General features: G+C 73.6%; 11 protein-coding genes. 2 read left to right on the top strand and 9 right to left on the bottom strand.

Annotated elements, in window-relative coordinates:
• Positions 1–28: 28 nt before the first annotated feature.
• The 6 genes from ACH4PY_RS16060 to hrcA all read right to left on the bottom strand — a co-directional run bounded on the left by ACH4PY_RS16060 (position 29) and on the right by hrcA (position 8,273).
• Entirely contained in the window at positions 29–3,307 is a 3,279-nt protein-coding gene (locus tag ACH4PY_RS16060) for a S41 family peptidase (protein WP_398181808.1), read from the bottom strand.
• 19 nt (positions 3,308–3,326) lie between these two features.
• Entirely contained in the window at positions 3,327–3,704 is a 378-nt protein-coding gene (locus tag ACH4PY_RS16055; RefSeq protein WP_398181805.1) for a hypothetical protein, read from the bottom strand.
• A gap of 211 nt (positions 3,705–3,915) precedes the next feature.
• Positions 3,916–4,659, bottom strand: a complete 744-nt coding sequence (locus ACH4PY_RS16050) for a 16S rRNA (uracil(1498)-N(3))-methyltransferase (RefSeq protein WP_398181802.1) — start codon at positions 4,657–4,659, stop codon at positions 3,916–3,918.
• Positions 4,656–5,717: a nitronate monooxygenase gene (locus ACH4PY_RS16045; RefSeq protein ID WP_398181799.1), complete on the bottom strand. Its 1,062-nt coding sequence runs from the start codon at positions 5,715–5,717 to the stop codon at positions 4,656–4,658. Before ACH4PY_RS16045 ends, ACH4PY_RS16050 begins: the two co-directional genes overlap by 4 nt.
• 405 nt (positions 5,718–6,122) lie before the next feature.
• Complete coding sequence (gene dnaJ / locus ACH4PY_RS16040; protein WP_398181796.1) at positions 6,123–7,256, bottom strand: molecular chaperone DnaJ; 1,134 nt, start codon at positions 7,254–7,256, stop codon at positions 6,123–6,125.
• A complete protein-coding gene (gene hrcA / locus ACH4PY_RS16035; RefSeq protein WP_398181794.1) occupies positions 7,257–8,273 on the bottom strand; it encodes a heat-inducible transcriptional repressor HrcA in 1,017 nt (338 codons plus the stop codon).
• Between the two features lie 201 nt (positions 8,274–8,474).
• Between hrcA and ACH4PY_RS16030 the strand changes: the two genes are divergently transcribed.
• Both ACH4PY_RS16030 and ACH4PY_RS16025 read left to right on the top strand, forming a co-directional pair.
• A complete protein-coding gene (locus ACH4PY_RS16030; protein WP_398182148.1) occupies positions 8,475–9,239 on the top strand; it encodes an MBL fold metallo-hydrolase in 765 nt (254 codons plus the stop codon).
• A gap of 24 nt (positions 9,240–9,263) precedes the next feature.
• Positions 9,264–10,088: a DUF3097 domain-containing protein gene (locus ACH4PY_RS16025; protein ID WP_398181791.1), complete on the top strand. Its 825-nt coding sequence runs from the start codon at positions 9,264–9,266 to the stop codon at positions 10,086–10,088.
• Positions 10,089–10,099: 11 nt separating this feature from the next.
• Here ACH4PY_RS16025 and hemW read toward each other — a convergent pair whose 3' ends face one another.
• The 3 genes from hemW to lepA form a co-directional block, all read right to left on the bottom strand.
• Positions 10,100–11,332, bottom strand: a complete 1,233-nt coding sequence (gene hemW, locus ACH4PY_RS16020; protein ID WP_398181788.1) for a radical SAM family heme chaperone HemW — start codon at positions 11,330–11,332, stop codon at positions 10,100–10,102.
• Between the two features lie 238 nt (positions 11,333–11,570).
• Positions 11,571–13,457: an AMP-dependent synthetase/ligase gene (locus ACH4PY_RS16015; RefSeq protein WP_398181785.1), complete on the bottom strand. Its 1,887-nt coding sequence runs from the start codon at positions 13,455–13,457 to the stop codon at positions 11,571–11,573.
• 144 nt (positions 13,458–13,601) lie between these two features.
• Complete coding sequence (gene lepA / locus ACH4PY_RS16010; RefSeq protein WP_398181782.1) at positions 13,602–15,482, bottom strand: translation elongation factor 4; 1,881 nt, start codon at positions 15,480–15,482, stop codon at positions 13,602–13,604.
• Between the last annotated feature and the right edge of the window lie 107 nt (positions 15,483–15,589).

Here is a 15,589-nt window from a genome sequence, read left to right as displayed (position 1 = left end):
TACGGCCCCCGGACGGCCCCCGGACGGCCTACAGCGGCGGGTGCTCCGGCGGGGTCTTCGCGGGGCTGTCGGCCAGCGCGCGCAGCGCCAGCTCCACCGCGGTGTCCAGCTGCGGGTCCTCGCCCGCGGCCCACTGCTGCGGGGCGCACACCACCTCGACGTCCGGATCGACGCCGTGGTTCTCCACGTCCCAGCCGTAACCCTCCAGCCAGAAGGCGTACTTGGGCTGCGTCACGCCCGTGCCGTCGACCAGCTGGTAGCGGCTGTCGATGCCGATGACGCCGCCCCAGGTGCGGGTGCCGACGACCGGGCCGATGTCCAGCGCGCGGATCGCCGCGTTGACCACGTCGCCGTCGGAGCCGGAGAACTCGTTGGCCACCGCCACCACCGGGCCGCGCGGGGCGTCCAGCGGGTAGCTCATCGGGCGGCTGCCGCGCGGCACGTCCCAGCCGATGATCCGCCGGGCCAGCTTCTCCACCACCAGCTGCGAGGTGTGCCCGCCGCGGTTCTCCCGCACATCGACCACCAGGCCCTCGCGGGCGACCTCCACCCGCAGGTCGCGGTGCAGTTGCGCCCAGCCGTTGCCGACCATGTCCGGCACGTGCAGATAGCCCAGCCGCCCGCCCGACGCCTCGTGGACGTGCGCGCGCCGCCCGGCGACCCAGTCGTGGTAGCGCAGCGGCTCCTCGTCCTCCAGCGGCACCGCCACCACATGGCGTACGGCGCCGCCCCCCGCCGGCTGCACGGTCAGCTCCACCGGCTTGCCCGCGGTGCCGACCAGCAGCGGGCCGGGCCCGGCGACCGGGTCCACCGGCACCCCGTCCACCGCGAGCAGCACGTCGCCCGCGCGCACCGCCACGCCCGGGGCCGACAGCGGCGAGCGGGCCAGCGGGTCGGAGGACTCCCCCGGCAGCACCCGCGCCACCGTCCACAGCCCCTCCGCCGTACGCGCCAGGTCCGCGCCCAGCAGGCCCTGGCGGTGCAGCGGGTCGCGGTAGCCGCCGGGCGGCGAGACGTAGGCGTGCGAGGTGCCCAGCTCGCCGTGCAGCTCCCACAGCAGGTCGACCAGGTCGTCGTGGGTGGCGACGCGGTCCACCAGCGGGCGGTAGCGCTCGGCGACACCGTCCCAGTCCTGGCCGCCCATGTCGGCGCGCCAGAAGTTGTCCCGGGCCAGCCGGTGGGTCTCGGCGAACATCTGCCGCCACTCGTCCTGCGGCCGCACCGTCACCCGGACCCGGGACAGGTCCACGGTGACCGCGCTGCCCGAGTCGTCGTCGGAGTCGGCCTTGCTGTCGGCGGGCACCACCCGCAGCCGCCCGCCGGTCCGCAGCAGCAGCTTGGTGCCGTCGCCGGTGACCGCGAAGCCGTCGGCGTCGTCGGCGATCTCCTCCAGCCGCAGCTGCGCCAGGTCGTAGCGCTCCAGGGCGGTGCCCGGCGGCTGCGCGTCCGGGGTGGCCAGGCCCGAGCCCAGCACGCCGGTCAGCGGGTGGCGCAGCCACAGCACGCCGCCCTTGGCCGCGCGCAGGCCCGAGTAGCGGGCCGCCTCGACCGGGAAGGGCACGATGCGGTCGGCCAGCCCCACCGTGTCCACGGTGGTGGCCGGGACCCGCGGGCCGTCGCCCTTGCCCTCGCCGTCGGGCTTGTCCCGGGGCTTGTCGTCCTCGCCCGCGCCGCCCGGGGCGTCGTCCTCCCCGTCGTACGGGCGGCCCTGGCGCTGCGGGCCGAAGGGCGACGGCGTGGTGGCCGCCAGCGTGATCAGGTACGGGCGGCAGGCGTTGGTGAAGGCCAGGTCGAAGACGTGCGCGTCGTAGACCGGGTCGAACGAGCGCTCCGACAGGAACGCCAGGTGGCGGCCGTCCGCGGTGAAGGCGGGCGAGAAGTCCGCGAAGCGCAGCGGAGTGGCGTCGACCACCGTCAGATCCGCCGTCGAGGCCAGCTTGAGCTGCCGCAGCTCACCCGGTCCCGGCGCCGACCAGGCCAGCCACGCCGAGTCCGGCGAGAACGTCAGACCCGTCGCGTCCCCGGCGTCGCTCGCGGCGACCTCCCGGATCTCGCCGGTCTGCGTCTCCACCAGCAGCACCCGGCCGTCGTGCGACGCGACGGCGATCCGGTGCCCGTCCGGCGAGACCTCCATCGCCAGCACCCGGCCCAGCCGCCCCGCCGCCAGCCGCCGCGGCGCCGCACCCGGCGGCAGGCCCAGCGCGGGCGCCAGCTCCAGGGCGTCCTCGCCCTCCGCGTCCGTCACCCACACCACGTGCTGCTCGCCGTCCGCGCCACCCGGCGCGAAGACCCGCGGCAGCCGGGTGCGCACCCCGGGCTCGGCCGCCAGCACCCGGGCCGGACCGCCCCGGTGGGTGACCCAGTGCGTGGTGCCGCGCACCTCGACCGCGCTGCCCCGCCCGGTGTGGTCCGGCCGGGCGCCGCCCAGGTAGTGGGCCGCGCGCACCGGATGCGGCTGGAGGTCGGCCCGCTGGCCGCCCAGCGCGACGTCCAGCACGCGCGGCTCGTCGTCCAGGCCGTCCAGGACGTGCAGGACGCCGCCGCTGGTCCAGGCGACACGGGTGCCGTCCGTCCCCGCGTGGCGGGCGTAGAAGCCCTCCAGGCTGCTGTGGCGGCGCAGATCCGTACCGTCGGGGAGGCTGGAGTAGACCGCGCCCACGCCCTCGTGGTCGGACAGGAAGGCGATCCGGTCGCCCACCCACATCGGGCACTCGATGTTGCCGTCCAGCCCCGCGTGCACGCGTACGAAACCGCCGTCGCCGCGCGCGTCCAGCCACAACTTGCCCGCGGTGCCGCCCCGGTAGCGCTTCCAGTACGCCGCCTCCCGGCCCATCGGCACGGACAGCAGCAGCACCGCGCCGTCCGGCCCGTACGCCACGTCGCCGACCGGCCCGTACGGCAGCAGCTCACCCGGCCCGCCGTCCAGCGGCACCGTACGCGCCCACGTCCGGCGGCCCGACGCCTGGCCGTGACCCGACGTCACCACCAGTGCGCCGTCCGGCGTCCAGCCGCGCACCGCCGTGCGCGGGTCGCCCCAGTACGTCAGGCGCCGCGACGGGCCGCCGTCCAGCGGCGCCACGTGCACCTCCGGAGCGCCGTCCCGGGTGGACGTCCACGCCAGGCTCGCGCCGTCCGGTGCGATGCGGGGCCGGCCCACCGGCATGTTGTCCGCGCTGACCCGCCAGGCACGGCCGCCGTCCAGCGGCGCGACCCACACGTCGTCCTCGGCCGTGAAAGCGATCAGCTCACCGTGCGGATGCGGGTGCCTCAGATACGAGGGCTGGTGATTCGGTGTCGGGTGCGTCACCCGACCACATTAACTTCGATCAACTCCCCGCAGTATGCCGCCGGTCGCAGTTCCCCAGCCCCTCGACGGAGAAAACCCGCCTCGCGCCGACCGTCGCCGTCAGCCTGCCGCGCACGCACAGGTCGTCGAGCTGCTCGGTGACGTCGCCCGTCACGGAGATCTTGCGGTCGTCGTCGGTGCGGCCCACGCAATCGACGCTGGCGTGGTGCGTTTTCGACTGGGCGCTGCACGAGAGCCACTGGACGTCGACGCCCTTCTGCTCCAGGTGGTGCGTCGCCAACCGGTCCGTCGTCACGGAGACGGCACTGGTGCCGAGGCCGTCTGCGGGCTCGCACGCGGTGGCGGCTGCCGCCGCCGCTGCAATGAGGGCGGCGACCGCCCATGTCCTTCTGCCCATTCCCATACGCTTCACGGTGCTGCGGCTTCGGGTGCGGGTCCATCCCCCGCACGGTCGATTCACCCCTTACGGGACAAGGTCCCCCCTCTGGGGGTGAGTTGGCGCGTCCGCGGGGGCCCCTTGCGGTGGCGTTCGCGGCCTTCCCGCCCCCACGCGCCCCGAGAACGCTCGCCCTGCGTGCGGAAACCGCAAGGAGCACCCCGGGGCGGGGTCAGGACCAGCGGTGGGTGCGGGTCTGGAGGAGGGAGACCGCGGCGACACCCGCCGTGGAGGTGCGCAGGACCGTGCGGCCCAGGCGGTACGGGGAGGCGCCGGCCTCCGCGAAGGCGGCCAGCTCCTCGGGGGCCACCCCGCCCTCGGGGCCGACGACGAGGACGACGGACCCCGCGACGGGCAGCGCCGCGGTCGCCAGCGGCAGCGAGCCCTCCTCGTGGAGGACCCCCGCGAAATCGGCCGCGCGCAGCAGCTCGCCCAGCTGACGTGTCGTCACCAGGTCACCGACCTCGGGAAACCTCAGCCGCCGGGCCTGCTTCGCGGCCTCCCGCGCCGTCGAACGCCACTTCGCGAGCGACTTCGCCCCCCGCTCCCCCCGCCACTGCGTCACGCAGCGCGCCGCCGCCCACGGCACGACGGCGTCGACCCCGGCCTCGGTCATCGTCTCGACGGCGAGTTCGCCGCGGTCGCCCTTGGGCAGCGCCTGCACCACGGTGATCCGCGGCGTCGGCTCCTCCTCGGCCCGGATCTCCCGCACCTCGACGTCGAGTTCGTCCTTGCCGCGGGCCGCCGCGACGACGCCGTACGCGCCGCGCCCCGCCCCGTCCGTCAGGACGACCTCCTCGCCCGCCTGGAGCCGCCGTACGGACACGGCGTGCCGTCCCTCGGGCCCGTCCAGCGTGACGAGCCCGGGGCCGCGGTCGAGCACGGCGGGCTCGGCCAGGAAGACCGGCGCGGTCATGCCGCCACCTCCCGGGCGGCCCGCATCTCCTCGGCCAGCAGCTCCACGAGCCGCCCCGCGGACTCCTCGCGGGCCAGCCGGTGGCCCTGCCCGGCCCACAGCGCCATGCCCTGCGCGTCACCGGCCGCCGCGGCGGCCTTGCGCAGCGGCGCCGTCAGATGGTGGACCTGCGGATAGCCGGGCGGCGCGTACGGGCCGTGCTCGCGCACGAAACGGTTGACCAGGCCCCGGGCCGGGCGTCCGGAGAAGGCCCGGGTCATCTCGGTACGGGTGAAGACCGGATCGGTCAGCGCCTGCTTGTGCAACAGGCTCGCCCCCGACTCCGGGCACACCAGGAACGCCGTGCCGAGCTGCGCCGCGTCCGCGCCCGCCGCGAGCACCGCGGCGACCTGGCCGCCGCGCATCAGCCCGCCCGTCGCGATCAGCGGCAGCGTCACCGCCTCGCGCACCTGCGGCAGCAGCGCGAGCAGGCCGTCGCCGGTGCCGTCGAGCAGCGGCTCGTCGCGGTGCGTGCCGCGGTGGCCGCCCGCCTCCACACCCTGCACGCACAGCGCGTCCGCGCCCGCGGCCTGCGCGGCCTGCGCCTCCGCCACGGTCGTGACCGTCACGACGGTGTACGTGCCCGCCTTGCGGAAGGCGTCCAGCACCCTGCGGGCGGGGCAGCCGAAGGTGAAGCTCACCATCGGGACGGGGTCCTCCAGGAGGATCGCCACCTTGGCCTCGTACGCGTCGTCCAGACCCGCCTCCGGGTCGCCGAGCGGCACGCCGTACCAGGACTCCTCACCGGCCAGCTGCTCGGCGTACACCGCGACCGCGGAGGGGTCCGTCGCCGTCGGCTGCGGCAGGAAGACGTTCACCCCGAAGGGCTGCGCGCTCTGGTCGCGGAGCTGGCGGATCTCCTCGTACATCGCCTCGGGCGTCTTGTAGCCCGCCGCGAGGAAGCCGACCCCGCCGGACGCGGCTACCGCCGCGGCGAGACGAGGGTTCGCCGCGCCGCCCGCCATCGGGGCCTGCACGATCGGATGTGCCGAGAATGTCGGCAGCCTTGACGCAGCCATGCGCTCACCCTATGTCCTCGCCGGACGAGCCCCTCTGCTGCGCCGGGCACCCGTTTTTCGGGGGGCGCGTGCCGCGCCGGGCAACCGTTTTCAGGTTCGCGGGGAGGCCGCGCGTGCCGCGCCGGGCAACCGTTTTTAGGGGCGCGGGGAACTGCGCGACAAGCCCCCACCGGGGCGCGGGTCGTCACCGACCCAGAGGGTCTCTTCGGTCCGATCCGGACCACCGGCCGGTGGTGGGCTGAGCGCGCAGTTCCCCGCGCCCCTGAAAAACGCGTGCCCGGCGCGGCAAAGGCACCGCCCTCCGCGCCCGGCGAAAAATGCGGCCCGCGCGGCAAAGGCACCGCCCTCCGCGCCCGGCGGGATCGCTTGCCGGCCCACGCAGGGTGGAGGGAGAGCGGCGCGCGCTCAGCGGCCGTTGAAAGCGTCCTTCAGGCGCGAGAAGAGCCCCTGCTGGCCGGGGGCGAACTGCCCGGTGGGGCGTTCCTCCCCGCGCGCCTTCGCCAGGCGGCGCAAAAGCTCCTCCTGCTCCGCGTCGAGCTTGCTCGGGGTCAGGACCTCGACGTGGACGACGAGGTCGCCGCGGCCGCCGCCGCGCAGGTGGGTGATGCCGCGCTGGTGGAGCGGGATCGACTGGCCGGACTGCGTGCCGGGCCGGATGTCGATCTCCTCCAGGCCGTCCAGCGTCTCCAGCGGGCACTTCGTGCCGAGCGCCGCCGCGGTCATCGGGATGGTGACCGTGCAGTGCAGGTCGTCGCCGCGGCGCTGGAAGACGGGGTGCGGGGTCTCGCGGATCTCGACGTAGAGGTCGCCGGCGGGGCCGCCGCCGGGGCCGACCTCGCCCTCGCCCGCGAGCTGGATGCGGGTGCCGTTGTCGACGCCCGCGGGGATCTTGACGGTGAGGGTGCGGCGGGAGCGGACCCGGCCGTCGCCCGCGCACTCGGGGCAGGGGGTGGGCACGACGGTGCCGAAGCCCTGGCACTGCGGGCAGGGCCGGGAGGTCATGACCTGGCCGAGGAAGGACCGGGTGACCTGGGAGACCTCGCCGCGGCCGCGGCACATGTCGCAGGTCTGCGCGGCGGTGCCGGGCGCGGCGCCCTCGCCGTTGCAGGTGCCGCAGGTGACCGCGGTGTCGACCTGGATGTCCTTGGTGGTGCCGAAGGCGGCCTCTTCGAGGTCGATCTCCAGCCGGATCATGGCGTCCTGCCCGCGCCGGACGCGCGAGCGCGGACCGCGCTGCGACGACTGGCCGAAGAACGCGTCCATGATGTCGCTGAAGTTGCCGAATCCGCCGCCGAAGCCGCCGCCCGCGCCGCCGCCGGTGGCGGACAGCGGGTCGCCCCCGAGGTCGTAGACCTGCTTCTTCTGCGGGTCGGAGAGCACCTCGTAGGCGGCGTTGATCTCCTTGAACCGCTCCTGCGTCTTCGGGTCCGGATTGACGTCAGGGTGCAATTCCCGGGCAAGTCGGCGGAATGCCTTCTTGATCTCATCGGGACCTGCGTCGCGGCGTACGCCCAGGACGGCGTAGTAGTCCGTGGCCACTTACGACTCCGCCAGGATCTGTCCGACGTAACGTGCCACTGCGCGTACCGCTCCCATCGTTCCGGGGTAGTCCATGCGGGTCGGTCCGACCACGCCGAGTTTGGCGACTGCCTCGTCGCCGGAACCGTAGCCGACGGCCACGACCGAGGTGGAATTGAGGCCCTCGTGAAAATTCTCATGCCCGATCCGCACGGTCATCGCGGAGTCGGTGGCCTCGCCGAGCAGTTTCAGCAGCACCATCTGCTCTTCCAGTGCTTCGAGCACGGGTCTGATCGTGAGCGGGAAGTCGTGGTTGAACCGGGTGAGGTTCGCCGCGCCGCCCAGCATGATGCGCTCTTCTGGACGCTCGACGAGCGTTTCCAGCAGGGTGGACAGGACTCCGGCGACGGCGGGCCGGTCGTCGGCCTCGAAGCTCTCCGGCAGGTCCGCCACCAGCGGGGGGACGTCGGCGAAACGGCGGCCGACGACCCGGCTGTTGAGCCGCGCCCGCAGATCCGCGAGCACGGTCTCGGTGACCGGGGCCGCGCAGTCGACGAGGCGCTGCTCGACCCGGCCGGTGTCGGTGATGAGCACGAGCATGAGCCGGGCGGGCGCGAGCGCGAGCAGTTCGACGTGCCGGACCGCGGAGCGGGTCAGCGACGGGTACTGCACGACGGCGACCTGCCGGGTGAGCTGTGCCAGCAGCCGTACGGTGCGGGCCACGACGTCGTCGAGGTCGACCGCGCCCTCCAGGAAGTTCTGGATCGCGCGGCGCTCGGCGGACGACAGCGGCTTGACGCCGGCCATCTTGTCGACGAAGAGCCGGTAGCCCTTGTCGGTGGGGATGCGGCCTGCGCTGGTGTGCGGCTGGGCGATGTAGCCCTCGTCCTCCAGCACCGCCATGTCGTTGCGCACGGTGGCGGGCGAGACGCCGAGGTTGTGGCGCTCCGTGAGCGCCTTGGAACCGACCGGCTCCTCGGTGCCGACGTAGTCCTGGACGATGGCGCGCAGGACCTCGAGTCTGCGTTCGCTCAGCATCGCGCACCTCCAGCCGCTCGTTCTCGTGCCGTGTCCGTCACCCTGGCGGGCCCTGGCACTCCGCCGTTTCGAGTGCCAGCTTCCCCGGAGCCAGTGTACGGCGAGGCAGCAAGGGCTCGGCAAGGGTGCGCGGCGCACCGGGTCCGGGGAGGCGGCGGCGGACGGCCCCGCGGCGGCGATACGGTCACCCCCGTGGAATCTGTGGACGGTACGGAGGGTCCGGGTACGGGCGGTTCGGGCGGTACGGGTGGTACGTCGTGGGAGCAGCTCGCCCCCGGGGTCGCCCGGCGCCGGCTGCCGCATCTCGACGTCACGATCGGCCTGGTCGTGGGCGCCGACGCGGTGCTGCTGGTGGACACCGGCTCGACGCTGCGCGAGGGCGCCGAGCTGCGCGCGCAGGTCGCCGCGCTCACCGGGCGCGATGTGACGCACATCGCCCTCACGCACGGCCACTTCGACCACGTCCTGGGCACCGCCGCCTTCCCCGGCGCCGAGATCTACGCGCACCGCGCGCTCGGCGCCCGGCTGCGGGCGGAACGGGACGCGCTGCGCGCCTGCGCCGTCGCGTACGGCACCGATCCGGCCGAGGCCGCGGAGGCGGCGGCCGCGCTCGCCCTGCCGACCCGGCCCGTCGCCGGCGAGACCGTCATCGACCTGGGCGAACGCGTCGTGCGGCTGGTCCACCCCGGCGCCGGGCACACCGCGCACGACCTGGTCGTGGTGGTCCCGGGCGGCACCGTGAGCGATCCCACGGTGGTCTTCTGCGGCGATCTCGTCGAGGAGTCCGGCGAGCCCCAGGCGGACGACGACGCCGTCCCGGACCGCTGGCCGGACACCCTGGACGCGCTGCTCGCCCTCGGCGGCGAGACCGGCCGCTACGTGCCCGGCCACGGCGCCGTGGTCGACGCGCGCTTCGTCCGCGCCCAGCGGGACGCGCTCGCCGAGCGGTTCGCCGCCGGGAGCTGACCCGGGCTCGTTACGATCGCCCGCATGCGCAGCAGGACGTACGACGGCGATCTCACCCCGCCCTGGAAGAAGCCGGCCCCCGTGCCCGAGGTCCCGGCCGACGCCGACCTCGTGGTCGAGGAGGCCACGACGGGCTTCTGCGGGGCGGTGGTGCGCTGCGAGAAGACCGCGGAGGGCCTGACCGTCACGCTGGAGGACCGCTTCGGCAAGCACCGGGTCTTCCCGATGGTGCCGCGCGGCTTCCTCATCGACGGCCGCACCGTGACGCTGGTACGCCCGCAGGGCGCGCCGAAGCCGCGCGGACCGCTGCTGTCCGCGTCCGGCTCCATCGCGGTGCCGGACGCGAAGGCCCGGGTGGCGCGCGCCGGGCGGATCTACGTCGAGGGCAAGCACGACGCCGAGCTGGTGGAACGGGTGTGGGGCCACGACCTGCGGGTCGAGGGCGTCGCGGTGGAGTTCCTGGAGGGCGTCGACGACCTGCCGTCCGTGGTCGCCGCCTTCGGCCCCGCGCCGGACGCGCGGCTCGGCGTCCTCGTCGACCACCTCGTGCCCGGCTCGAAGGAGTCCCGCATCGCCGCGCAGGTGTCCGGGGCGGACGTGCTGGTGGTGGGCCACCCCTTCGTCGACGTCTGGGAAGCCGTCAAGCCCTCCTCGGTGGGCATCCCCGCGTGGCCGCGCGTGCCGCGCGGCCAGGACTGGAAGACCGGGGTCTGCGACGCGCTCGGCTGGCGCATGAGCACGGGCGAGGCGTGGGCCCGCATCCTGGAGGGCGTGCACTCGTACAAGGACCTGCGGCCCGAGCTGCTGGGCGCGGTGGAGCGGCTGATCGACTTCGTGACCGTCCCGTAAGTCCCGCCGGGCTAGTCCGTCAGGTCGCGGACCACCGCGTCGGCCAGCAGGCGGCCCTTGAGCGTCAGGACCGCGCGGCCGGCGGCGTAAGGGGCGGGCGCCAGGAGGCCGTCCCTTACCGCGCGGGCGGCCGCGGCGGCGCCCGCCTCGGTCAGGACGTCCAGCGGGCAGCCCGCCGCCAGCCGCAGTTCCAGGAGGACGCGCTCGACGCGGCGGTCCTCGGCGCTCAGGATCTCGCGGCCCGCGCCGGGCGTACGGGCTTCGGCGAGGGCCTGGGCGTACGCGCCGGGGTGCTTCACGTTCCACCAGCGCACACCGCCGACGTGGCTGTGCGCGCCGGGGCCCGCGCCCCACCAGTCCGCGCCGGTCCAGTACAGCTCGTTGTGGCGGCACCGGGCCGCGTCCTCGGTCGCCCAGTTGGAGACCTCGTACCAGGAGTAGCCCGCCGCGGCGAGCCGCTCCTCGGCGATCAGGTAGCGGTCCGCGTGCTCGTCGTCGTCCGTCATCGGCACCTCGCCGCGGCGGATGCGCGAGGCCAGCCGCGTACCGTCCTCGACGATCAGGGCGTACGCGGAGACGTGGTCGGGGCCCGCGCCGATCGCCGCGTCCAGGGACGCGCGCCAGTCGTCGTCGGACTCCCCCGGCGTGCCGTAGATCAGGTCCAGGTTGACGTGCGCGAAGCCCGCGGCCCGCGCCTCGGCGACGCAGGCCTCCGGGCGGCCCGGGGTGTGCGTGCGGTCCAGCACCTTCAGCACGTGCGGGCGGGCGGACTGCATGCCGAAGGACATCCGGGTGAAGCCGCCGGCGCGCAGCTGCGCGAGATACGCCGGGTCGACGGACTCCGGGTTCGCCTCCGTCGTCACCTCCGCGTCCGGCGCGAGCCCGAACTCGTCACGGATCGCGCCCAGCATGCGGACGAGGTCCGCGGCCGGGAGCAGGGTGGGCGTGCCGCCGCCCACGAACACGGTCTCGACCTGCCGCGGGTCGTCACCGAGCACCTTGCGGGCGAGCCGGATCTCGTCGATCAGGACGTCGGCGTAGTTCTCCCGCGAGGCGAGCGCGCCGCCGGAGCCGCGCAGCTCGGTCGCGGTGTAGGTGTTGAAGTCGCAGTACCCGCAGCGGGTCGCGCAGTACGGGACGTGCAGATAGAACCCGAGAGGGCGCGCCGCCGCGCGGGCCAGGGCCTGTGCGGGCAGTGCCCCGTCCCGGGGCACGGGTTCCCCGTCGGGCAGTACGGAAGGCATCCCCCCAGTATCCGTCACCCGGCGGGTGCTCCTCCCGGCACGCTCCGGGCTGCCACGTGCGGTGGCGTTCGCGACCTTGCGCCCGGTGGTGGGTTGCGCGCGCAGTTCCCCGCGCCCCTGGTGGGTGCCCTCACCACGCAGGGTGAGCGTCTTCAGGGGCGCGGGGAACTGCGCGACCGGCCACGGCGGCGGGAAGGTCGCGGGCACCACCGCGAGCGGCACCCCGGGGCGTACCCCCCTACGCCTCGCGGGAGCCCGCGTACATCTCCTCGACCAGCGGGGCGAACTCCCGCTCGACGACGGGGCGCTTGAGCTTCAGGCTCGGTGTGAGGTCGCCGTGTTCGACGTCCAGGTCACGGGGCAGGACCCGGTACTGCCGAATCTGCTCCCACCGCTGGAGCCCCTCGTTGACGCCCTGCACGTAGCCGTCCATGAGGACGCGGACCTCGTCGGTGCGCACGACGTCGGCGTACGCCCGGCCGCCGAGGCCGTTGTCCTCGGCCCACGCGAGGAGCGAGGGCTCGTCCAGGGCGATGAGCGCCGTGCAGAAGCTGCGGCCGCCGCCGAGGACGAGGACGTTGCTGACGTACGGGCACACCGCCTTGAAGCGGCCTTCGACCTCGGCGGGGGCGATGTACTTGCCGTTGGAGGACTTGATGAGGTCCTTCTTGCGGTCGGTGATCTTGAGGAAGCCGTCCGGGGAGAGCTCGCCGATGTCGCCGGTGTGGAACCAGCCGTCCGGCTCCAGGACCTCCGCGGTCTTCTCGGGCAGGCCGTGGTAGCCCTGCATGATGCCGGGACCGCGCAGCAGGACCTCGCCGTCCTCCTCGGCGATGCGGACCTCCAGGCCCGGGAGGGCCTTGCCGACGGTGCCGGTGCGGTAGTTCTCGCCGGGGTTGACGAAGCTCGCGGCGCTGGACTCGGTGAGGCCGTAGCCCTCCAGGATGTGGATGCCGGCGCCGGCGAAGAAGAAGCCGATCTCGGGGGCGAGCGCGGCGGAGCCGGAGACGCAGGCGCGCAGCCGGCCGCCGAAGGCCTCGCGGATCTTGGAGTAGACGAGCTTGTCGGCGAGCGCGTGCCGGGCGCGCAGGGCGACGGGGGCGGTCGGGACGCCGGTGAGCCGCATGCTGTTCTGCGTGGCCTTGGCGTAGTCGCGGGCGACGCCCGCGGCCCACTGGAAGATCTTGTACTTGGCGGGGCCGCCGGCCCGCGCCTTCGCGGCGACGCCGTTGTAGACCTTCTCGAAGATGCGCGGCACCGCGGCCATGTAGGTCGGCTGCACGACCGGCAGGTTCTCGATGATCTTGTCGACCCGGCCGTCCACCGCGGTGATGTGCCCGACGGCGATCTGCCCGGCGGTGAGCACCTTGCCGAAGACGTGCGCGAGCGGCAGCCACAGGTACTGCACGTCCTCGGGTTCGAGGAGGTCGACGCCCTGGATGGCGCGGGCCATGTACGACCAGCAGTCGTGCGGCAGCCGTACGCCCTTGGGGCGGCCGGTGGTGCCGGAGGTGTAGATGAGGGTCGCGAGCTGGTCCTTGGTGAGCGCGGCGACCGCGTCGGTGACGGCCGCGGGGTGCTGCGCCAGGTAGGCGTCACCGCGCTTCTCCAGCTCGGTGAGGGAGAGGACCCAGCCGTCGCCGGACTCGTCGAGCGCGTCCTCGGCGTCGATGACGACGACGTGCGCCAGCTCGGGCAGCTCGGAGCGGCGTTCACGGGCCTTGGCCAGCTGCGCGGCGTTCTCCGCGATGAGGACGCGGCTGCCGGAGTCGGCGAGGATGAACGCGGTCTCCTCGGCATTGGTGCTGGGGTAGACCGTCGTGGTGGCCGCGCCCGCGCACAGCACGCCGAGGTCGGTGAGGATCCACTCGACCGAGGTGTTGGCGGCGATCGCCACCCGCTCCTCGGGGCGTACCCCCAGGTCCATCAGTCCGGCGGCGATCGCGTGCACCCGGCGGGCGGCGTCCGCCCAGGTGAGCGACTTCCAGCCGTCGGGACCCTCGCCGCTCTCCGGCGGCACCGGGTAGCGGTACGCCTCGGCGTCCGGGGTGTCCGCGACCCGCTCCAGGAAGAGCGCCGCCACGGAGGGCGGCCGGTTCTCTAGCAACGTCTGTGTGTCGGTCACCGTCATCCTCCGGGCACGAGCGCGTTCTTCTTAACTCACCAGTAACCTATCCGTCGGATCAGAGTAGAGGCCCGGCGCCCGGCGCGTAAGGGGGAAACCCCAGCGCATCGGGGCCGGGCCGCGGGACGGGCTACTTTTCTCGGTCTACTTCTTGGACTTGGAGTCGCCGCCGTCGGAGTCGGTGGAGAGCACCGCGATGAAGGCCTCCTGCGGCACCTCGACGCTGCCGACCATCTTCATCCGCTTCTTGCCCTCCTTCTGCTTCTCCAGCAGCTTGCGCTTGCGCGAGATGTCACCGCCGTAGCACTTGGCGAGCACGTCCTTGCGGATCGCGCGCACCGTCTCACGGGCGATGACCCGGGCGCCGATCGCGGCCTGGATGGGCACCTCGAAGTTCTGCCGCGGGATGAGCTCGCGCAGCTTGGCGACGAGCCGCACACCGTACGCGTACGCCTTCTCCTTGTGGGTGATCGCCGAGAAGGCGTCCACCTTGTCGCCGTGCAGCAGGATGTCGACCTTGACCAGGTCGGCGCTCTGCTCGCCGGTGGGCTCGTAGTCCAGCGACGCGTAGCCGCGGGTCTTGGACTTCAGGTTGTCGAAGAAGTCGAAGACGATCTCGGCGAGCGGCAGGGTGTAGCGGATCTCGACCCGGTCCTCGGAGAGGTAGTCCATGCCGAGCAGGCTGCCGCGCCGGTTCTGGCACAGCTCCATGATCGCGCCGATGAACTCGGTCGGGGCGAGCACCGTGGCCCGCACGACCGGCTCGAAGACCTCGTCGATCTTGCCCTCGGGGAATTCGCTCGGATTGGTGACGACGTGCTCCTGGCCGTCCTCCATCAGCACCCGGTAGACGACGTTCGGCGCCGTCGCGATGAGGTCCAGGCCGAACTCGCGCTCCAGCCGCTCACGGATCACGTCCAGGTGCAGCAGGCCCAGGAAGCCGACGCGGAAGCCGAAGCCGAGGGCCGCGGACGTCTCCGGCTCGTAGACCAGGGCGGCGTCGTTGAGCTGCAGCTTGTCGAGGGCCTCGCGCAGCTCGGGGTAGTCCGAGCCGTCCAGCGGGTAGAGGCCGGAGAAGACCATCGGCTTGGGGTCCTTGTAGCCGCCGAGCGCCTCGGTGGCGCCGGAGCTCTGGGTGGTGATGGTGTCACCGACCTTGGACTGCCGGACGTCCTTCACACCCGTGATGAGGTAGCCGACCTCGCCGACGCCGAGCCCGTCGGCCGGCAGCATCTCGGGCGAGTTGGTGCCGATCTCCAGCAGCTCGTGCGTGGCGCCGGTGGACATCATCCGGATCCGCTCGCGCCTGGTGAGCTGCCCGTCCACGACCCGGACGTAGGTGACCACACCGCGGTACGAGTCGTACACGGAGTCGAAGATCATCGCCCGGGCGGGCGCGTTCGCCACGCCGACCGGCGCGGGCACGTCCCGCACCACCCGGTCCAGCAGCGCGTCCACCCCGACGCCGGTCTTCGCCGAGACCCGCAGCACGTCGGCGGGGTCGCAGCCGACCAGGTTGGCCAGCTCCTCGGCGAACTTCTCCGGCTGCGCGGCGGGCAGGTCGATCTTGTTCAGCACCGGGATGATGGCCAGGTCGTTCTCCATCGCCAGGTACAGGTTCGCCAGCGTCTGCGCCTCGATGCCCTGGGCGGCGTCGACCAGCAGGATCGTGCCCTCGCACGCGGCCAGCGAGCGCGACACCTCGTAGGTGAAGTCGACGTGGCCGGGGGTGTCGATCATGTTCAGGATGTGGGTGCCCGGGGTGCCGTCGGTGGGCTGCCAGGGCAGCCGGACGGCCTGCGACTTGATCGTGATGCCGCGCTCGCGCTCGATGTCCATCCGGTCGAGGTACTGCGCGCGCATCTGCCGCGCGTCGACGACCCCGGTGAGCTGGAGCATACGGTCGGCGAGCGTCGACTTGCCGTGGTCGATGTGCGCGATGATGCAGAAGTTGCGGATCAGCGCCGGGTCGGTACGGCTCGGCTCCGGCACGTGGGCCGGCACGGATGAAGGGGTCGCGGGCACGCAGGGTCCATTTTCTCGCGAGGCGCGGCACCCGGCGTGGGTCGGGGCGGCCTGGCTGGCTGGTCGGATCGATACGCAGCCTCCATACTCCCATGGCCGGAGGCCCC

This window comes from Streptomyces sp. NPDC021224 (assembly GCF_044332905.1).
Lineage (GTDB): Bacteria > Actinomycetota > Actinomycetes > Streptomycetales > Streptomycetaceae > Actinacidiphila.
This window is presented reverse-complemented; position numbering and strand designations above follow the sequence as displayed.